Below are 20454 nucleotides of genomic sequence, written 5' to 3'. Positions count from 1 at the left end.
GCTCCTTCCTTACAGGACAGATTGATTATCGTTGAGTTTGCTGGTCACCTTATTTGCCAGCACCAACAAAATAACCGATACGACCGAAACCCCAAGTCCTACGGCGGTCGCGTAGGAGAAGTCCCCCTGTGTTAACCCCATCCGGTACACATAGGAGTTAATCACCTCGGCCCTTTCACGGTTCTGAGAGTTCATCAGCACCAAGGTTTGGTCCAGGTTGGAGCCAAGCAGGCCGCTGATGGTCAGAATCAGGTTCAAGCTGATAATCATCCGCATATTGGGCAGCGTGATGTTCCAAATTTGCCGGAGCCGGCTTGCCCCGTCGATCTTCGCAGCTTCATAATAGGTCGGGTCGATCTTGGCCATGATGGCGAGGTATAGGATCGTTCCCCAGCCCGCCTCTTTCCAGACATCCGACAGCACCGCGATCCACCAATACTTGCCCGGATCAAGCAGGATATTTTGCGGCTTCGAGATCAAGCCCAAGTCCAGTAACAGTTGGTTGAACATCCCGGTCGTCGAAAACCAGGTGATCAGCATCCCGCCAAGTACGATCCAAGACAAAAAGTGCGGCAGGTACGAGATCGTCTGCACGATTTTTTTGAACCGCCCCATTCCGACCTCGTAGATCATAATCGCGAGAATAATTGGGATCACGAAGCCGATGGCCAGCTTCAGGAAGCTGATCCCCAGCGTATTCACCACGGATTCCCAGAAGTATTTGTCGGTGGCGATAATCTTAAAGTTTTCCAAGCCTACCCATGGAGCGGAGCTTAACGTATCGATGACGGTATAATTTTTGAAAGCGATCGTTAGTCCGTAGATGGGGATGTAGCAAAAAATAATCATAAAAATAATACCCGGCCAGATCATCGACTGGATTTCCCACTGCCTGCCGAAATCGATAAAGAACTGTTTCACTCGGATTCCCATCGGCTTTTTGGCTGACACAGCTGACTTCGCCATTTTGCGCTCCTCTCTTTATCCCGTATGGATAAAAACGTTTTTATTTTTAGCAATAGAATCCCTTTAATTAACCGCTTACAATTTTCGCTGAGCTCAAGTTCAGCTCCGTCTCAGCTTCTCTTAGCCTAAACGTACATGACTTGAGCCCCGCACAATTAATTGACCATCCAGCTTCTGCACCTTGCCCTGTTCCTGCTTCTTAATCATGTTCACCAGGTGATTAACTGCCAGGATCCCTTGTCTGGCGATTGGATTACGAACCGTCGTCAGAGGCGGCGTAAAATACTGAGCAATATCAATATCGTCAAACCCTACGACGCTGATGTCCCTTGGAACTTCAAGGCCATACGAACGCAACGCTTTGATACACCCGATGGCGCTCAAATCGTTACCGGCCAAAATCGCGTCCGGCACTTTGCCCGGATGCTTGTGAATAAACGCCCGGATCGCATTATAGGTACTCTCTTCCTCAAAATACCCCTGCACAATAAAATCCTCATCGATCGGCAGCTGATGCTCCCGCAAGGCCGCGAGATATCCCTCTTTCCGCTGTACGCTGTCATACATCGTATCGACGCCGGAAATGTAGGCGATTTTCTTATGGCCTAGGCTGATCAGGTATTTGGTCGCTTCATAAGCGGACGCATACGAATTGAAAATCACGGTCCCCATCGTTTCCTTCTGAATCACCCGATCCAGAAATACCGCCTTGATCTTGTCCTTCTCCATCATCGCGATATCATGGTCATCCACCCGCAATTCTTCGTAGATGATCACGCCATCCACCCGGCGCCCCATAATATTGCTGATAATCGTTTGCTTATCGGCAGTAACCATGACGTGCAGACCGTAACCCAACCGCTCGCTCTCGCGAGCCATCGACTCCACCAAAATGTAAAAATAAGGCCCGGATACACTCGTCGTAAAAAAACCAAGCATGTTCGTCTTCTTCGACTTCAGTTGCTTCCCGTTTAAGTTCGGTACATAATTGAGCTGCTTGGCAACCTTCAGCACATGGGATTTGGTCTCCGGATTCAACACATCCACATCGTTCAGCGCGTTGGATACCGTAGAGATCGAAACCCCTGCTGCCTTGGCTACATCCTTAATGGTGACTTTCCCCATCCCTGATTACACCCTTGTCTATAAAAACGTTTTTATATTCCTCAAATTACCATAGAAACGCTTTCATGACAATCCCCTATTTTTTGATCCCTTACAAAAAACGATCCGTCGCACCTCTTTGGGGGTTCCCATTTATTTTCTGCAAAACCTTTGGATCTACACCTTGCATTTTGTGTGGAAATGCCATATAATCTATTTTGTTCGCTAAATTTGCGCCCGTGGTCCAATGGATATGACGTAGGCCTCCGGAGCCTGAGATCGAGGTTCGATTCCTCGCGGGCGCGCCATATCATACACATGCAAAGTCCTGTCACAGAAGTGTTCTGGACTTTTTTATTATCTTGAGTTTGACTTTCTTTGACTTTCTCAAATAAATTGTTTATGATGAGATTAATCCTCATCATTTCCGTCAATTCTTAGATAGAGATGATGAACCCAAACCATTCCATTCGACGGGGCGGTTCACTTGAACACCCGAATTTTAAGGAGGTTTTATCGGTGAGTTATATTCCTATGGTCGTAGAACAAAGCAACCGCGGCGAACGCGCTTATGACATTTATTCCCGTCTGCTCAAAGACCGGATCATTTTCCTGGGCTCGCAAGTTAACGACGTTGTGGCCAACTCCATCATTGCTCAGATGTTGTTCCTGGACGCGGAAGATCCAACCAAGGACATTCACCTCTACATTAACAGCCCTGGCGGTTCCATTACGGCCGGTATGGCGATTTTTGATACCATGCAATTTATCAAAGCGGACGTCTCCACCATCTGCGTTGGGTTGGCCGCTTCGATGGGCGCCTTCCTGTTGAACGCAGGTGCGCCTGGCAAACGTTATGCGCTCCCTAACAGCGAAATTATGATTCACCAGCCGCTCGGCGGAGCGGAAGGTCAAGCGACAGACATCGAGATCCGCGCTCGCCGCATCCTCAAGATGCGCGATAAACTGAACCGGATCCTCTCGGAACGCACGGGTCAACCGCTGGAACGGATTGAGAAGGACACCGACCGCGACTACTTCATGAGCGCGGCAGAAGCGAAGGAATATGGCTTGATCGACCAAGTGATCGAGAAAGTGAATCCAGCCAAAGCTTAAGGCGATATAAAAAAAGGCTGCTCTCCGAACAGAAAATACTGTTCGAGGAGCGGCCTTTCTTGTTATATTAATCTTTAAATAACTTAACGCGAAGGTTCAAAAAGTCGGATCGCAAGTTACTACAGGCACATAGCCTCTAGATAAGCCTTCGTTCTGCTGACTGTCTTTCAGCTGATAGCCCGTCTGCGGGTAGCCTATCTGCTGGCTACTCTGCTGCTGATGGCGTGTATCTCGTAGCACTTCTGCTGGCAGCCTTCTACGACAGCACATCTGCCGATAGCCGGTATCTAGATGCACTTCTGCTGACAACCCTGCTGATGATGACCCGTATCTAATTGCACTTTTGCTGTAACCCTGCTGTCGATGACGTGCATCTAGTAGCCATTCTGCTCTAACGCTGATGAGAAGCACTATTGGGGCGAAATTAGCGTGCTCGCGGCTCTAACGACGCTGAGAAACACTATTTCGACGGAAATGCCTATTTATAGGCAGATACGGGGGAAATAAGCAGTCTGGTAAGCGTTACAGTTGAAACATCGTGATTTTGGCAGGAATAAGGTCGGTGGCAAGCGTTAGAAGTCTGACTTTTTGAACGACATTGTTTAAAGGAGCGAACCGGGAAATGAAATCCAGAAAAAAATTGTATGAAGTAAGCCGTACGTTGGCGGATGTCGCCATGGGCAAAGCCAAAGCCGATTTGGTGGTTAAGGGCGGCACCTTAGTCAATGTGTATACCGGAGAGCTGTTGCCGAATACGGACGTTGCGGTGGCTGAAGGGCGGATCGCCTTCGTAGGGGACGCAGCGCACACCATTGGCGAGAACACCGTCGTGATCGATGCGGCAGGTCGTCACCTCGTTCCCGGGCTCCTGGACGGGCATATGCACGTGGAGAGCACCATGCTGTCGGTGGCGGAGTTCGCCAAAGCTGCGCTTCCGAAAGGAACGACCGGTATTTTTATGGACCCGCATGAAATTGCCAATGTGTTCGGGGCGGAGGGCGTGCGCTGGATGCACGAGGAGGGCCAGGCCTTGCCGCTGAAGGTATATACGACCTTTCCTTCCTGCGTACCTGCCACCGATCACTTAGAGGATGCCGGGGCGTCGCTGGACACCCGCGATATTGCCGAAGGGATGACTTGGGACGGTGTTGAGGGGCTGGGCGAAGTCATGAACTTCCCTGGCGTCGTATTCGGAGACCCGAAAATGCTCGGCGAAATCCAAGCCACAATGGAAGCGGGCAAAACCGTCACCGGTCATTTTCCAAGCGACGACGAGCGGATGCTCCAGGCTTACATCGCCTCAGGCGTGACTTCCTGCCACGAGACCGTGACCCGGGAGCAAGGGCTCGCCAAGCTGCGCCTCGGCATGCACCTGATGATCCGGGAGGGATCGGCGTGGCATGACGTCAAGGAAGTGATTAAGGTCGTCACTGAGGATAAGGTGAATACCTCGAACATTATGCTGGTCACCGACGATGTGTATCCGCAAACCTTGATTGAAAAAGGTCACATGAACCATGTCGTGCGCCGGGCGATTGAAGAGGGCGTCGACCCGGTGACGGCGATCCAGATGGGGACGATCAATACGGCGCGGTACTTTAAGGTCGACGGCGATGTGGGGGGCATTGCGCCAGGCAAATGCGCGGACCTGCTGCTGATCGACGACCTGCGGCGGATGGAGCCGTCGACGGTCATCACCGACGGCAAAGTCGCCTATGACGCCGGACAGCTCTGCGTCCCGTTCCCGGCGTACCCGTACCCGGCGCAGGCGCGCGCTTCGGTGAAATTGGCGCGTCCGCTGACCGCCGACGATTTCCTCTACCGCAGCGCCAGCGGCCAAGCGGAAACGACGATCCACGTTGTCGACGTGATCGAGAACAGCGCCCGCACGGCGAAGGGGACGGCAACCGTTCCGGTTGACGGAGATGGCGTCGTGCGTCCGGGCGCCGAGCAGGACATCGCCACGCTGGCCTGCATCGACCGCCACCGCGGTTCCGGCGAGCTGTCCCTCGCCTTCGCGCGCGGTTTTGGGCTCAAGCAAGGAGCCGTGGCCTCCACCGTTGCCCATGACAGCCATAACCTCATCGTCATGGGGACAAATCCCGAGGACATGGTGTTTGCTGCCAACGAGCTGGCGAAGCTGGGCGGCGGCATGATCGCCGTCCTGAACGGCCAAGTGCTCGCTGCCGTGCCGATGGCCATCGCTGGCCTGATGTCCGATCAACCGCTGGAGACGGTGGTCACCCAGGTGAATGAGCTGGAGGCCGCCTGGAAACAGCTCGGCTGTCAACTGAACGCGCCGTTCATGACGTTTTCACTGATCGCCCTGCCGGTTATTCCGGAGCTGCGGATCACCAACCGCGGCCTAGCGGACGTGAACGAGTTCAAGCTCGTGCCGGTCGAAGTCGGTTAAGCCGCAACCAGCAACAGCGACGGCAATAACAACAGCAACAAGCTCTCTCACTTGAAAAACCCGCCAAGAAAGGTTATCCTCTCTGGCGGGTTTGTTTTTCGCAATTCCTGCAAAAGTGCAGTTTTCTGCCTCATACGGCCGTCGCACAGCCGATGCCGTGCCGCCGGAGACGCTTGCGTGGGCCTCCTGGCTGCTACTGCGCCGATAAAACATACAGCCGGAAACGCTCGCACCTACAGATGAGCACGCGGCTCCTCCACCGACTCCCGCCGCACCAGCTCCGTATCCAGCAGCACCAGCTCCCCGCCGGCCGCCGCCCCGTCGATCAGCTCAAGGATTTTGCGCGCGCCCATCCGGCTAAGCTGCTCAATCGGCCGCTTCACCGTCGTCAGTGGCGGATTCGTGTAATGCGAGAAGCCAATGTCGTCAAAGCCAACGACCGAGACATCCGCTGGAATCCGCATTCCCGCCTCTGTCGCTGCCTTCATCGCACCGATGGCCATGTCGTCGTTGCAGCAGAACACCGCAGTTGGCCGCTCCGGCAACGCCAGCAACCGGTGCATCGCCAGATAACCGCTCTCCACGTCGTAGCGGCCCTCGACAAGCCATTCCTCCCGTACGGCCAAGCCCGCATCCTTCATCGCCCGCAAATACCCTTCCTTGCGCTCCTGCGTCGACTTATAGCCGGCGATTCCCTCTACCAGGCCAATGCGCGTATGCCCGCAGCCCGCCAAGTATCGCGTCAACTCGTAAGCCCCTGCCCGGTCATTGGACACGAAATTGACGATGGTCGGATCGTCTGCATTCCGATTCAGCACGACCAGAGGAATTCCTTGCTCCCGCACATGACGAATAAATGTGTCGTCACGCTCACTTTGGCTCATGAGCAGGATGCCGTCGAACCGCCGCCGATGGATTGAGCTAAAGTCCTCAAAATCGTCGATCCCCCGCAGAAACAAGTTGTACTGGACGCCAACCTCCTGACTCACACCGCGGATCGCCTCGGCCAAGAAGCTGGAGGAAGTCCCTTGAACCATACTCGTAAAAAACAATCCAATCGTATGCGAACGCTGCAGCACTAAACTTTTGGCATTATAATTCGGCACGTAGTTCAGCTGCTCAGCAATCTCCATAATCTTGCGTTTGGTCTCCTCTTTAATCAGCGGGCTGTTGTTCAACGCCCGGGAAACCGTCATATGCGAGACATTCGCCAGCTTGGCGATGTCTTTGATCGTAGCGGACATACAACAGCGTCAATCCTTTCTATGCTTCGGGAAAAGCAAAATACCGCTTAGCATTGCCGTAGCAAATATCCGTGACGATCCGGCCCAGCAGAGCATAGTCCTCCGGCGCCTCGCCGCGCTCCACCCAATCGCCAAGCACGTCGCATAAGAGGCGGCGGAAGTATTCATGCCGCGTATAGGACAGGAAGCTGCGGGAGTCCGTCAGCATCCCGATGAACTGCGACAACACGCCAAAGTTGGCCAGCGTGTGCATCTGCTGAATCATACCGTCCTTGTTGTCGTTGAACCACCAAGCGGTGCCAAATTGGATTTTACCAGGAACGCCCCCGCCTTGGAAGCTGCCCATAATGCTGGCTAACGCCCAGTAATCATTGGGGTTCAGCGAATACAGGATCGTCTTCGGCAGCCCGCCCTCCTGCTCGATGGCGTCCAGCAATCGGGCCAGCGCTTCAGCCAAAGGACCGTCGTTAATCGCATCATAGCCCGTATCCGGACCCAGCCGCCGGAGCATCGCCGTGTTCGTGTTCCGCAACGCATGGATATGCAGCTGCATCGCCCAGCCCCGAGCGGCGTACTCCTTGCCGAGGAACACCATCGTATACGATTTGTATTTCCGTTCCTCCTCCGGCGTCACCGAACCCTGACTCAGCGCCTTAGCAAAGATCGCTTCCACTTCCTCCAGCGTCGCTTCCTCGTATTCCAGCGTATCCAGCGCGTGGTCTGATACGCGCCCGCCGACCTCATGGAAGAAGTCGATCCGTTCCCGTAACACATCCAACAGCGTTCCATATCCCTGAATCGACTTACCCGCCGCCGCCTCCAGCTTCGCCAGCCAAGGTTTAAAGGTATCGCGATTAATCTCCAGGAACTTGTCTGGACGGAAGCTCGGCAGCACCAACGTATCGAAGCCTTCCAGCTCCTTGATCTTCAAATGGTACTCCAGCGAATCCGCCGGATCATCCGTAGTGCAGACCACCGTCACCTTCGACTTCGTAATCAAATCTCGCGCGCCAAATCCTTCACTTTGCAGCTGGGCATTCGCTTGTTCCCAGATGACCGGTGCAGTCTCCTCATTCAGCAACTCATCAATCCCAAAAAAACGCTGCAACTCCAAGTGCGTCCAATGGTACAGCGGATTCCCCAGCAGCTGCGGCACCACCTTCGCCCAAGCGAGAAACTTATCGTAATCATCCGCCCCGCCGGTGATCCGTTCCTCGTCGATGCCGCAAGCCCGCATCACCCGCCATTTGTAATGGTCGCCGCCCAGCCAAGCCTCGGTTAAGTTGCGAAACGTCTTGTTTTCATAGATTTCCTGCGGGCTTAAATGGCAGTGATAATCGATAATAGGCAGATCCTTCGCATACTGATGATACAATTTCGCCGCTGTCTCGCTGCCAAGCAGAAAGTTTTCCCCTAAAAATGTCTTCGCCACTTCTCATTCTCCCTTCCTTCAGCTCCGTAGTTTACTCGTTGTTAACGTTAACATAAGTTGCAATGCTTTTATTGTAAACGTTTTATCGGAAAACGCAAGAGAGAATATCGGCCCTGGCCCGCAGATCGCATTCAGCAAAAAACCCCCTCAGCCGCGAATGCAGCCAAGAGGGCATGACCCTAGATTCGACAAAACCTCAGCGTGTGTTGAAATCAAACGGATTCGTTCCCGGCGGCAGCAGTTGGCTAAACGGGAAGTAGAATTCCGGGAAACCAAACACGTAAGGCAAGTATTCGTACAGTTGGAAAAAGATCGTCACGCCCTCGTCCTTCACATAATACGACGGATTCGAGCCGATCGTTTTGAAGTTTCCGAAGTAGCCTTCCGTCTCCTGCAGCTTCTTGGCAATTTCCGGATCCACGATGCTGCGATAATTCGGGTTTGCCCGGAGCAGCTCGTCCAGCGTCAGCAGCTTTCCGTTATCCAGCCGGAAGGTCAAGCCGTCACGTACGGTAATCCCGTGCGCACCGCCAGTGTAAGAGTACCAATCCTGATAAAGACTGAGCACCCCGTCACGGTTGTACGTCACTTTGTAAGTACCGACATACTCATAGGGGTTCCCACTTTGTGTCGACGGTTGTCCCGCCTTCGCTTCCTTCAACGCATTGGCCACAAATTTCTCGGCTTTTACCTTAAACAGCTTATTGATCTTCTTCTGTACCGACTTGTGCTTTAATCCGCTCACCTGCGGATAGTCGACTTTAATCGACGCTTCGGGAATTTTCTTCACGATCGTATGATTCGTGATTTTAACGCCTTGCCGCTCCTGCACCATTGCCGAGCCTGTCTCTGGCTTCTCCCCGCTGATCTGGACCGGAGCCTGCGGCGCGGCTTCTGCCGGAACAACGGTCAAGCCGGAGATCATCAAGCCTGCGGTCATCAGCGAAGTGATCATTTTTACCGTATTACGCTTCACTTGTTATCGCCACCCTCTATCGGTTAATACCTAAATTATGACCCGGGTGGCAAAAATTCATGTACGCAAAAACGCCAGCACGCCTTCCCTCACGGAAAGCGCCTGGCGCTGTTGCAATAGGTAAGCCGATCTTACTCGCGGCCGCTCTTCAATTCGGTCCAGTACCGGTCGTACAGCTGCAGCTTATCGCCTACGTCACCCAGCCATTCAGTACGAGACAGCTCATCCTCGGACAGATTAATCATCTTGTCGTTCCGGTATTCTTCGCTGTGGAACTCCGCAGCTTTCACATTCGGATCGCTGTATCCGATTGCTTCGTAGTTCTTCGCGCTTACTTCCGGATCAAGCATGAAGTTGATAAACTTCTCAGCCAGCTCTTTATGCTTCGAATCCTTCGGAATCGCGTAGTTATCCGACCAGATCGTGCCGCCTTCCTTAGGTACCACATAAGCGACATCGGGATTGTCTTGAGCAATGTAGGAAGCGTCACCCGACCATACAGTGGCGATCCAGCCTTCTTCTTGAATCATTTTTTGCTTGATGTTGTCGGTATCGAAGGCCAGTACACTTGGCAGCAGCTTCTTTAAGTCCTCCACAGCCGTTGTGATTTCCCCTTCGTCGGTGGAGCTATTGGAGTATCCGTTCTTTTTCAAGGCCATGCCAATCACTTCGCGGTTATCGTCCAGCAAAATGACTTTGCCCTTGTATTCCGGATTCCACAGATCTTCCCAGCTGTTGATCTCATCTTTCACGTATTTCTTGTTGTATGCAATCCCCGTCACCCCTGAGGTGTATACGATCGAGTATTTATTTCCCGGATCGTAGGCAGGGTTCTTATAAGCGTCAGACAGGTTGGCGAAGTTCGGAATGTTGTTCATGTCCAGCGGTGCCAACAGATCCTGCTTGATCATCGTGGCCACCATATAATCGGACGGTTGAATCAAGTCGTAACCGCCGCCGCCCGCCTTAATTTTAGCCAGCAAATCCTCATTGTTGGCAAATACGTCATAATTGATCTTTACGTCGAACTCTTTCTCGAACTGCTCCAGCACTTCTTCGTCAAAGTTATCGGCCCAGCTGTAAATGTTAAGCGTCTCCTTCGATGATCCGCAACCCGACAACAGTCCGGCAACCAACATCCCTGCCAGTACGAGACCGGCCCATCTCTTTTTGTTCAATTCCCAATCTCCCTTCGATTATCGTCTTAAAGAATATCAAAAATCGCCTAAAATGGCAGCAATGATTGTTTCTTCTGGCCCTTGCCGCGATTGAGTACAAATTGCGCCAGGAAGATCAAAATGACCGTCACCAAAATCAAAATCGTACACAATGCGTTAATTTCCGGGGAAATACCCCGTTTGACCTGCCCATAAATATATATCGGCAATGTGGTCGAATTTGGCCCGCTGACAAAGAAGCTGACCATGAAATCATCCAAAGACAGCGTAAACGCGATCAAGGCCCCGGAGATAATACCCGGAGCAATTTGCGGCAACGTCACATATCGGAAGGTTTGCCACGAGCTCGCCCCCAAATCCTGCGCCGCTTCCTCCAGTTGACCTCCCATACCGGAAAGCCGGGTGGTGACAACAACGTAGACATAGGACAAGCTGAACGTGATATGAGCGATGATGATCGTGATTTTGCCCAGCGGCATATGGAGCTGATTAAACAGCACCAGCAACGACAAGCCCATGATAATATCCGGAATGATAATCGGCAAATACAGCAAGCCGCCCATCCCCGACTTCAAGCGACGTCCGATCTTCCGCATCGCGAGCGCCGCCAGCGTGCCAAGCACCGTCGAGATCACCGTTGAAACGATCGCTACAGTTAAGCTGTTGGCCAGCGCCTCCATAACATGGCGATTATCAAACAGCGAAATGTACCAGTCAAACGTAAAACCGCTCCAATCTGCAGCCAACCTGGAGCTGTTAAATGAGTAAGCTACGATAAACAGAATCGGCACATAGATGAAAATCATCATAATCAGCGAATGAACGCCGAGCAGCGGATGGCTTTTGGTTTTCATGAACGCACCTCCCGCACCCTTTGATACCGGGACGTCATCGCCCGATTAAACAGCGCAATCAGAATCAGCGAGGTGATCACGAAGATCACGGACAGCGCCGAACCAAACGGCCAGTTGCGTGCCCCAAGAAACTGACTTTGAATGATGTTGCTGATCATCGCCGATTTCGCCCCGCCGAGGATATCCGTCACGACAAACATGCCGGTCGTCGAAACGTACACCAGCACAGAACCCGTCATGATCCCCGACTTCGTTTGCGGCAGCGTAATGTGCCAGAACGCTTTCCAGCGCGACGCGCCCAAATCGCTGGCCGCCTCCAGCAGTCGTTTGTCCATCTGCTCCAACGCGACAAAGATCGGCAACACCATAAACGGAATAAACGTATATACCATGCCGAGCAACACCGCGCCCTTCGTGTACAGCATCTGCAACGGCTCGGAGATCAGTCCGATGCGAAGCAAGAACTCATTTACGATCCCTTGCGTCCGCAGCAGCAGCACCCAGGCATAGGTACGGATCAGGAAGTTGATCCAGAACGGCACGGTAATTAGCACAAGGCCCCAGGTTTGCATTCTCGGACCGGCGTTTGCAATATAATAGGCCAACGGGTAACTAAGCAATAGACATAGTGCGGTCGTCAGCACGGATAACACAATCGTATCCCAATAGATGCCCAAATATAACGGGTCAAAAAATAACGCATAGGCATCCAAATTAAAGTCCAGTACCACATTGCCCAGTTCGTCACGTCCCATAAAAGAGATGCCTACGACGATCAGCATTGGCACAACCAGGAACAGGCATAACCACAGGAACACCGGCAGCATGCTTAAGCCAGATTTTTTCATGATCCGATGACCACCTCATCCTCCGGCTTCCAATCCACCCCAACCGTCTCCCCGATTTGCCACGTACGCTCATCGTTGACATCCAGCACAATGGATACGGTCATCGGTTCATTCTCCAGCTGCACGATCAGCTTATGCACGCCGCCGAGGTATTGCACGTCCATCAGCTCGCCGCTGCGCTTCGTTTCGACGCCTTCCCCGCTCTGTACGGCCTTGAGCTTCTCCGGACGCACAGCGAATAACTGCCCGTCTCGGGAGAAAATATTGTTCTCGCCCACGAAGGTGGCCGAAAACAACGTGGCCGGCTGTGCGTAAATTTCCCGCGGGGTGCCGATCTGCTCCACTCTGCCGCTGTTCATCACGACGATGCGGTCAGACATCATCATCGCTTCTTCCTGGTCATGCGTGACGTAAACGAATGTAATGCCCAAGCTGCGCTGCAGCTGCTTAAGTTCAGCCTGCAGGCTCTTACGAAGCTGCAGGTCGAGCGCGCCCAGCGGCTCATCCAATAGCAGCACCCGCGGCTTGTTGGCGATCGCCCGCGCGATGGCCACCCGTTGCTGCTGCCCGCCGGACAGCTGGTGCGGGTATCGCTTCGTGAGCGCGGTCAGTTGCGTCATTTCAACCGCCTCCCGCACACGTTCCTGTTGCTGCTTGATCGGCATCTTCTTCATCTTCAATCCAAAGGCGACATTCTCTTCCACCGTCATATGAGGAAATAAAGCATAATGTTGAAAGACAAGGTTCAAATCCCGGCGATTTGGCGGCAAATTCGTCAGGTCCTTTCCGTCCAACAGGATTTTCCCGGAGGTCGGTTGCTCGAACCCAGCGATCATGCGCAAAATCGTCGTCTTGCCGCAGCCGCTTGGGCCCAGCAAGGTGAGGAATTCCCCTTCCTTAATCGTGAGCGATAGCGGATGCAAGGCGACCTGTCCCGCAAAGTGCTTCTCCACCGCGGCCAGTTCTATCATCTTTGCATCAACTCCTTCAATGTAGGCTTGTCTTCCTAAGAAAAAAAAGCCATATCCATTGGTATGGCTTTGTCGGGTACTTCGATTCATTTTTTCGCATATTCACTATACCTTGTTTTGGCGCGGGTTACAATAGTTTTTGTTGGGTTCTATGGGAGTCAAAAACAAAACCACCTCCAAATAATGAGAGGTGGTCTAAAATTGACTATTTATTTTAACTCATACATCACTGTTAACGTGGTTTGCAGGTCGATTTCGCCTGGTTCCACCGGTGTGCTCACCGCAGAATCCGCTGCCGCCATTTCCATCATTTTCACGTTCTGCGTGAAGATCGGCGTGCTTGTGCTGCCTTGGCTGATGCTAAGCACAATGCCCAGCTGGCGGTTGGCGGCTTTCGCGATCGAGGCGGCTTTCTTGTTCGCATCATTCATCGCTTTTTGAATCACTTGGTCTTGGTACTGATCCGGATTTTCGGTGCTGAAGCGAATATTATTGATCCGGTTGGCTCCCGCCGCAGACGCCGCATCCAGCAATTGTCCTACTTTCGACAAATCCCGGTAAGTGACCTCCAGCGAATGCGAAGCGCTATATCCCTTGATCTGTTGGCCTTCCTTGTCGCTGTACGTATAGTTCGGCTGTACGTAGAATTGACCGGTTTGAATGTCCTTGTCGGCAATCTTCCACGTCTCCTTCAGCAGCTTCGTCAGCGCAGCCACTTTAGTCGCATTGGCGCTTTGAGCCTCTTTCGCTGTCTTGGCCTCCGTCACCACGCCAATGGACAGATACGCCACGTCCGGCTTCACGGACAGCTCACCGCTACCCACCACTGTCACCACATTCTTTTGCATTTCGCCATCCGCATAAACCGGCACCGGTGCGTTAAGGGCACCGCTTACAAAGATTCCTCCGGCAATCAAGGTTCCCGCAACCAGCAAAGAAGCTGCCGGCTTCAACCAGGTTTTCATTTTTCATGACCTCCATTCTGTTTTCGGTTAAAGATTGGTAATTTTACCTTCTAAACGTAAATCGTGGACAAATGTTGCAGTATAAAGCAAAAAAGGATGATCCCGTGATCCTTCCACGGAAACATCCCCTTGTTTCGCTAAGGCTTAACCAGCGTTTACTGGTTCTCCAGCTCCTCTTTGCTGACTAAATTGATTAAAGCGTTTGCAGCCTGCTCAGCGTCCGCACCTTCCGCACTAATGTAAATCTCGGTACCTGTGCTGATTGCAAGGCTCATAATCCCCATGATGCTCTTGGCGTTCACTTTTTTATCGTCTTTCTCAACGAAAATCTCTGAAGAATATTTATTCGCTTCCTGAACGAAAAGCGCAGCCGGCCGAGCATGCAGCCCCGTTTTCAAACGAACGGTAACCGGGTGTTTAACCATGAAAACTTACCCCCTATACGAATTCAATCCATTTCGTCACATTCGTTGACATTATAATTTCTATCATTATAGCATACGGAGTACAAATCACACTAGCAGCAAAACCAGATTAGCCTCCGCGAATTTTTTCAGCAAGCTCATCGATCTTGCGTAACCGGTGATTTACCCCCGATTTGCTGACCGTTCCTTTCAGCAGTTCGCCCACTTCCTTCAGGTTCATATCCGGATGAGCCAGGCGAACCTCGGCGACCTCCCGCAGCTTCTCCGGCAGGTTCTCGAGCCCCACTTCCTTCTGAAGCAGCTTGATGTTGTCGATCTGACGGACCGCAGCGCCAATCGTCTTGTTCAAGTTGGCCGTCTCGCAGTTCACGATGCGATTGACGGAATTGCGCATGTCGCGCATAATCCGCACGTCCTCGAATTTGAACAACGCCTGGTGTGCGCCGATGATGCTGAGGAGCTCGATGATTTTTTCGCCTTCTTTGATGTAGAAAATAAAGCCTTTCTTCCGCTCGATGCAACGTGCGTTCAGATGAAACTCGTTCGCCAGATCGACCAGCGCCTTGCAATGCTCTTCGTACATCGAGGCGATCTCCAAATGGTAAGACGAACCCTCCGGATTGTTGACCGACCCGCCGGCCATGAACGCCCCGCGCAGATAAGCCCGCTTACAACAGTTTTTCCGTGTGAGCTCCGGATTAATCCCGGGATGAAAAATAAACCCCTCGGAGACGATTTTCAGCTCCTTTAGAATCTCCTCCACCCGAGCCGGAATGCGAACGATGTAGACATTGTTTTTCTTGAGGCGCATCTTTTTGCGGACTAGCAGCTCCGTGTGAATGTGGAAATGCTTCTTCAACAAGGAGTAGATCCGCCTTGCGATCGCGGCGTTTTCGGTGGAAATATCCAAAACGATCTTCTTGTTCGAAACCTGCACTGATCCGTTCATTCGGATGAGGGCGGATAGTTCAGCCTGCTCACAGCAGTCTGAGGCTTCGACCATCGTCAGCTCTTTTTTGGTTTGCGCCGCAAAGGACAAGAGACTCACCTCTTTCGTAAAATCCAGTTTTCAACTAGTTGGTATATATGATGGCTTAATTTATCGGCATCATGCCGCAAATATCTGCGGAACAACACCAGGGTATCGGCAATCACCTTATAGCCTTGACCCGTCACGTTATCCCAGTCCACCTGGACGGGCTTGGCGCCTTTCTCCGCGTAAAAATCCTGAACCTGCGGCGGAATTTCGCCGTCGTTCACGATAACGTAGTCGAACAAATGCTTGCCCACGTGATTATACACGGCTTGCAAATGGTCGCTGACCGTATAATCGTCCGTTTCGCCCGGCTGGGTCATAACATTGCATATGAATATTTTGATTGCGGAAGTATTTTCCAATACCGCCTCTGCCAGTTTCGGTACAAGCAAATTCGGAATAATGCTGGTGTACAAGCTGCCCGGTCCAATCAGAATAGCGTCTGCCTCCCGAATGGCCTCTACGGCCTCCGGCAATGGCTCGACCTCTTCCGGTTCAAGGAAAATGCGCTTGATCTTGCCTCGAACCTCCGGGATCTTCGATTCCCCAGTCACGATTGTACCATCTTCCATCTCCGCGTGCAGCACGACCGCCTGACCCGCAGCCGGCAACACGCGCCCGCGTACGGCAAAGACGCGGCTCAGCTCACGCACCGCGGTGACGAAATCACCGGAAATATCGGTTATTGCCGCCAAGATCAGATTGCCCAGACTGTGCCCAGCCAACCCCGAACCCGATGCAAACCGATAGTTCAGCATATCCGACAACAACGGTTCGACGTCAGCCAGTGCGGTAAGTACGTTGCGAATATCCCCGGGCGGCGGCATTTGTAATTCGTTGCGCAAGATCCCGGAGCTGCCCCCATCGTCGGCTACAGTTACAATAGCCGTGATATCGAGCGGTCTCTCTTTCAACCCGCGGAGCATGACAGACAAGCCAGTACCGCCGCCCATCACAACGATCCGCGGAACTCTTATATCCTTAGCCCGATGTATCACTAGGTTCACCTCTTAATGAGGGTTCAAAAAGGGAACAGGTTATCCTTTTGAATGTCCTCTATACTTGCAGGGGGCTTGGTTAGCGGTCCCGGCCTTCATCGCGATGACTGACGCGAACCGTTTCCGTTTCGCTGACGCCAAGCATCTTACCCAGGTACTCGGCAATGGCAACCGAACGGTGTTTGCCGCCGGTACAGCCGATGCCGATGATGACTTGGCTTTTCCCCTCTTTATGATATTGCGGCAGCAGGAAATGCAGCATATCCAGCAATTTAGCCAAGAATGTCTGCGTCTCCGGCCACTTCATAACATATTCATATACCTCGCTGTTTTGTCCCGTGAGCGGCCGCAGCTGCTCGATATAATGGGGATTCGGCAGGAAGCGCACGTCGAACACCAGGTCGGCATCGATCGGAATCCCATATTTAAATCCAAACGATGTAATGTTCACCGATAGGTTGCTGCTCTCCAAATGCGAGAATCGGGAAATGATCTTCTCCTTAAGCTGTGCCGGCTTCATGTTGCTGGTATCGATCACTTGAGTTGCCGACATCCGCAAATCATCCAACATTTTGCGTTCCAGCCGGATACCGTCCAGCGGCATCCCGTCCGGGGCCATCGGATGGCGGCGGCGGCTCTCCTTATACCGCTGCACGAGGATCGAATCGGTGGCATCGAGGAACAGGATTTCACACTTAATGGTGAAATGCTCCTTAATATATGCCAGCGACTCCGAAAGCGCCGTGAAGAACTCCCGGCCGCGCAGGTCGATGACCAGCGCAACCTTGGCGATTTTCCCTTTGGATTGTTCAATCAATTCTGCGAATTTGGGAATCAGCACCGGAGGCAAATTATCTACGCAAAAAAATCCGAGATCCTCCAAACTGCGCACGGCCAGCGACTTGCCTGCCCCCGACATGCCCGTGATAATGATCAGATTGGCGACCGAACTTGTTTCTTTCTCCGGCATGAGTATTCCCTCCTCGCGTACTTCTCCTTGTCCATAATCTAATTGTAACGGACCGTAATGACTCTATTTCTCGATTTCCCGGCTATTTCCCACTGTAACGGACCCCAGATACCTTAAAGGGCTCTGAGAATGGCCACTGAGCAGCATTTCCCACAAATAAGGTCTCCTCAGTCCGCTAGAAACTGTCATCCGTTCACGACAGGCAAATAACGGCTCTGGTGTCCGTTAGATGCTTCGTGATGGAAAGACGACCTCTTGAACTACCTTATGATTAAGAACGGAGGAAGAGGCCAGCGGCACCGACCATTCCCGCGTCATTGCCCAAGGTTGCAGGAACGATTTGCATGCCGCGTTGCACCGGCTCCGGCGTCAATTTGGCGAATACGCTGCGAACTTCGTTAAACAGAATGTCACCGGCTTTGGACACGCCCCCGCCGATAATAAACAGCTCTGGATTCAGAACGACAGCGACAGCCGCCATCGATTTGCCCAGATAGAAGGCCGCCCGGTTCACGATGCGAATTGCCGCTTCGTCACCCGCTTTAGCTGCGTCAAACACATCCTTCGCCATAATGTTCTCCACATGAGCCAGCGAGGTCCGGTCACCGCGCGCCACAGCGTCTTTTGCCATGCGAATAATCCCCGTAGCCGAGGATACGGTTTCCAAGCAGCCCATTTGGCCGCAGCCGCAGCCGATCGCTTCCAGATCCGGAACTACAGACATATGTCCAAGCTCTCCGGCCATTCCGGAGAAGCCTTGATAAATCTTCCCGTTAATGATGATCCCGCCGCCAACGCCGGTTCCCAGCGTGTAGCATACGCAATTGTCGATGCCTTTGCCTGCACCGCCCCAAGCTTCTCCAAGTGCGGCCACATTGGCATCATTGTCTATTTTGATTGGCTTGCCCAGTCGCTCCTCCAAAATGGCGCGAATCGGGAAATCCTTCAAACCTACATTCGGCGCCAAAATGATGATCCCTTCGCGGACATTCGTAAACCCGGCGACCCCAGCGCCTACCCCGGCCACCTGTTCCCAGGCGAACGGCGATTCTTCCACGACACGCCGGACGTACTTCTCGATATTCGCCACGACCGTATCCGCGCCCTTATCGACTTCGGTCGGTCCTTCGTACGTATGAAGAAGCTGCCCTTCTTCATTGCAAATGCCGACTTTGACTGCCGTACCTCCCAGGTCAACGCCAATGTAGATTTTTTCAGACATTTTCACAAGCCACCTTTTTCATAAATATATAGATCATTTACGTACCTATACGTGCAAAAAGGCCATTCTCGATCCATCGCCGCTTTATTCCGCGCCATGACTGAAAACGCCTTCGCAAGTAGTTTTCTCCTACGTACCAACTATAAGCGAACCCATCGGTTCGGTCAAGAGAAGGGAAGAAACGGCAATCCCAATACCGATAAGGGATTTTGCGTAAATGACACAGATCACAGGCAAGCGTCAGCGAGTGTAGTTTCCGTTATATGAAAAAACCGGCATTCGCAAATGCAAACGCCGGATGCAAGAAGAAGAGTGAGCCATTTTGGACAGGATCGAGCCGCTTTTGCTCGGAACTAGGACAAAATACGTTTCTGCCCTTGCAGCTCGCGAATAGGAGCGATGTTCTGCGTGAACTCCAGCGTTCCTAAATAACGTCCATCCTCGCTGCGTACAGCGAAATAGCGGATGTACACAAATTTGTCCTTCACCGGAATCCAGAAGTCCTCGACATCCTTCCGCCCCGCCTTGAAATCCTCCAACAGCTGGTTGACGACATGGACGCTTTGCGGCGGGTGGCAATTTTGTACGGTCCGGCCAATGACCGCCTTCGTCCGGGCAAAGATGCGCTCTTTACCGTGGGAGAAATATCGGACGACATCGTTCTCATCGATAAACGTCAGATCCACTGGAAGATGGTTCATTACCGCCTCCAGCTGTTCCATCGAGAGAACGCCGGTCTCAAATTTAACGTACCCTTGGGGAACTCCTGCTTCCGTACCTGCCTGCGCGGTTCCTTCCTCTTCTTCACCCAAGGATTGCAGCGGTACGCGCTCTGGAATCCATTCGCGCTCCGGCGCGGTTAAGCAGAAGCCGATCTGATCGCTTTCCCGCGCAATGCTGACCCATTCGTCCTCCGTTAACTTCTCAAGGGCCATCGGGAGCAGAATATTTTCTTCTTTAAAAATCATCTCATTGACTTCCTTAATAATCCGTTCCAGATTCATCACTATCGTCTCCGAATCCGCGCTGCCGTCCGCCAGCTTGCCCTTCGTTTCCTTGATCATCATGCGGATGCCGTCGTCCACGCCCCACATCACCTTCGTCGGTCCGTAGATGCCGTACTTCTCCAGATACGGGAACAGCAGGTTTTCCTTACGGCTGTAGTGCTTATCAAGATCCATCAGCAGGTTTAAATCCTCTAACAATTTGTATACGATCTCGCTGCTGGGGGCCTTTCGGTACTTGTCCAGATGAAGCTGAAGCTTGAAATTCACCAGCCGCTCGATCTCGCGATTTTCCAGCTTGAAAGTATGCACCGGGTGCCCCGGCTGCTCCTCCGGCTTGGACGACCGGTGAATGTCCTCGATCGAGCCCTTAAAAATCGCCGTATGCACCGAGCACAGCCGCTGAACCTCTTCGACTGGAATGCCCTCCTCATCCATCAGCGCATGCTCCATCGCAGAAATTTCCGTAACCGTCACGTCACCGACAGCCTCTTCAAACCGCGCCTTCACTTCCTCCACGCTCTTCCCCTGATGCAGCTCCTTAATAATCTCCTTTAGCATCTGCTGCCGGCGGCTTTGTTCCGGTGCGCCATACTCCCGATTATTAATCAGTTCGCTCATCGCCTAACCCCTCCTTATAGAAATCGATCTGATTCCAGCTTCGAAATGTCCCGTTGACTTTCGTTGATAACCATTCTCAATAACAACGTAGCACAGGGAAAATCACTGACT

At 52.5% G+C, this 20454-nt stretch carries 18 protein-coding genes and 1 tRNA gene; 3 read left to right on the top strand and 16 right to left on the bottom strand.

Annotated elements, in window-relative coordinates; translation table 11 throughout:
* Window positions 1-9: 9 nt before the first annotated feature.
* On the bottom strand, window positions 10-966 hold the full coding sequence (locus tag PBA01S_RS14145; protein WP_028539613.1) for an ABC transporter permease: 957 nt from the start codon (window positions 964-966) through the stop codon (window positions 10-12).
* 120 nt (window positions 967-1086) lie between these two features.
* Window positions 1087-2091 carry a LacI family DNA-binding transcriptional regulator gene (locus tag PBA01S_RS14140; protein ID WP_028539612.1) on the bottom strand — a complete coding sequence of 335 codons (1005 nt, stop codon included), beginning with the start codon at window positions 2089-2091 and terminating at the stop codon, window positions 1087-1089.
* A gap of 212 nt (window positions 2092-2303) precedes the next feature.
* Between PBA01S_RS14140 and PBA01S_RS14135 the strand changes: the two genes are divergently transcribed.
* The 3 genes from PBA01S_RS14135 (at window position 2304) to ade (ending at window position 5599) form a co-directional block, all read left to right on the top strand.
* Window positions 2304-2378, top strand: a tRNA-Arg gene (locus tag PBA01S_RS14135).
* 211 nt (window positions 2379-2589) lie between these two features.
* Window positions 2590-3186 carry an ATP-dependent Clp endopeptidase proteolytic subunit ClpP gene (gene clpP, locus PBA01S_RS14130; protein ID WP_016314010.1) on the top strand — a complete coding sequence of 199 codons (597 nt, stop codon included), beginning with the start codon at window positions 2590-2592 and terminating at the stop codon, window positions 3184-3186.
* Window positions 3187-3808: 622 nt separating this feature from the next.
* Window positions 3809-5599 carry an adenine deaminase gene (gene ade, locus PBA01S_RS14125; RefSeq protein ID WP_127576218.1) on the top strand — a complete coding sequence of 597 codons (1791 nt, stop codon included), beginning with the start codon at window positions 3809-3811 and terminating at the stop codon, window positions 5597-5599.
* Window positions 5600-5832: 233 nt separating this feature from the next.
* Here the strand turns inward: ade and PBA01S_RS14120 are convergent, their stop codons facing one another.
* From PBA01S_RS14120 to PBA01S_RS14055, 14 genes are all read right to left on the bottom strand, one after another.
* A complete protein-coding gene (locus PBA01S_RS14120; RefSeq protein WP_127576217.1) occupies window positions 5833-6843 on the bottom strand; it encodes a LacI family DNA-binding transcriptional regulator in 1011 nt (336 codons plus the stop codon).
* 19 nt (window positions 6844-6862) lie between these two features.
* Window positions 6863-8275, bottom strand: coding sequence for a glucuronate isomerase (gene uxaC, locus PBA01S_RS14115; RefSeq protein ID WP_028539609.1), 1413 nt, complete (start codon window positions 8273-8275; stop codon window positions 6863-6865).
* Between the two features lie 196 nt (window positions 8276-8471).
* Window positions 8472-9251: a DUF3298 and DUF4163 domain-containing protein gene (locus PBA01S_RS14110; RefSeq protein WP_028539608.1), complete on the bottom strand. Its 780-nt coding sequence runs from the start codon at window positions 9249-9251 to the stop codon at window positions 8472-8474.
* Between the two features lie 131 nt (window positions 9252-9382).
* Complete coding sequence (locus PBA01S_RS14105; protein ID WP_028539607.1) at window positions 9383-10429, bottom strand: ABC transporter substrate-binding protein; 1047 nt, start codon at window positions 10427-10429, stop codon at window positions 9383-9385.
* A 47-nt stretch (window positions 10430-10476) separates the two neighbouring features.
* A complete protein-coding gene (locus PBA01S_RS14100) occupies window positions 10477-11283 on the bottom strand; it encodes an ABC transporter permease (protein ID WP_028539606.1) in 807 nt (268 codons plus the stop codon).
* Complete coding sequence (locus tag PBA01S_RS14095) at window positions 11280-12131, bottom strand: ABC transporter permease (protein ID WP_028539605.1); 852 nt, start codon at window positions 12129-12131, stop codon at window positions 11280-11282. The genes PBA01S_RS14100 and PBA01S_RS14095 overlap by 4 nt, the downstream gene beginning before the upstream one ends.
* Entirely contained in the window at window positions 12128-13102 is a 975-nt protein-coding gene (locus tag PBA01S_RS14090; RefSeq protein ID WP_028539604.1) for an ABC transporter ATP-binding protein, read from the bottom strand. The genes PBA01S_RS14095 and PBA01S_RS14090 overlap by 4 nt, the downstream gene beginning before the upstream one ends.
* Window positions 13103-13311: 209 nt before the next feature.
* Entirely contained in the window at window positions 13312-14067 is a 756-nt protein-coding gene (locus tag PBA01S_RS14085) for an SIMPL domain-containing protein (RefSeq protein WP_028539603.1), read from the bottom strand.
* 155 nt (window positions 14068-14222) lie between these two features.
* Window positions 14223-14492 (bottom strand): HPr family phosphocarrier protein, encoded by a 270-nt coding sequence (locus PBA01S_RS14080; RefSeq protein ID WP_009224994.1) that lies wholly within the window; start codon window positions 14490-14492, stop codon window positions 14223-14225.
* A gap of 109 nt (window positions 14493-14601) precedes the next feature.
* Window positions 14602-15531 (bottom strand): DNA-binding protein WhiA, encoded by a 930-nt coding sequence (whiA, locus tag PBA01S_RS14075; RefSeq protein WP_016314020.1) that lies wholly within the window; start codon window positions 15529-15531, stop codon window positions 14602-14604.
* 5 nt (window positions 15532-15536) lie between these two features.
* Entirely contained in the window at window positions 15537-16526 is a 990-nt protein-coding gene (gene mgfK / locus PBA01S_RS14070) for a gluconeogenesis morphogenetic factor MgfK (RefSeq protein ID WP_016314021.1), read from the bottom strand.
* Window positions 16527-16605: 79 nt separating this feature from the next.
* The gene (gene rapZ / locus PBA01S_RS14065) at window positions 16606-17496 is read right to left on the bottom strand and encodes an RNase adapter RapZ (RefSeq protein ID WP_028539601.1); all 891 of its coding nucleotides are present in this window, start codon (window positions 17494-17496) and stop codon (window positions 16606-16608) included.
* Window positions 17497-17767: 271 nt separating this feature from the next.
* Complete coding sequence (locus PBA01S_RS14060) at window positions 17768-18718, bottom strand: ROK family glucokinase (RefSeq protein ID WP_009224998.1); 951 nt, start codon at window positions 18716-18718, stop codon at window positions 17768-17770.
* A gap of 353 nt (window positions 18719-19071) precedes the next feature.
* Window positions 19072-20343 (bottom strand): DUF438 domain-containing protein, encoded by a 1272-nt coding sequence (locus PBA01S_RS14055; RefSeq protein ID WP_127576216.1) that lies wholly within the window; start codon window positions 20341-20343, stop codon window positions 19072-19074.
* Window positions 20344-20454 lie beyond the last annotated feature (111 nt).

The sequence above is a fragment of the Paenibacillus barengoltzii NBRC 101215 genome, from assembly GCF_004000745.1.
Classification (GTDB): Bacteria; Bacillota; Bacilli; order Paenibacillales; family Paenibacillaceae; genus Fontibacillus; species Fontibacillus barengoltzii.
The sequence above is the reverse complement of the archived record's forward strand: the minus strand, read 5'-3'. Positions and strand labels throughout refer to the sequence as shown.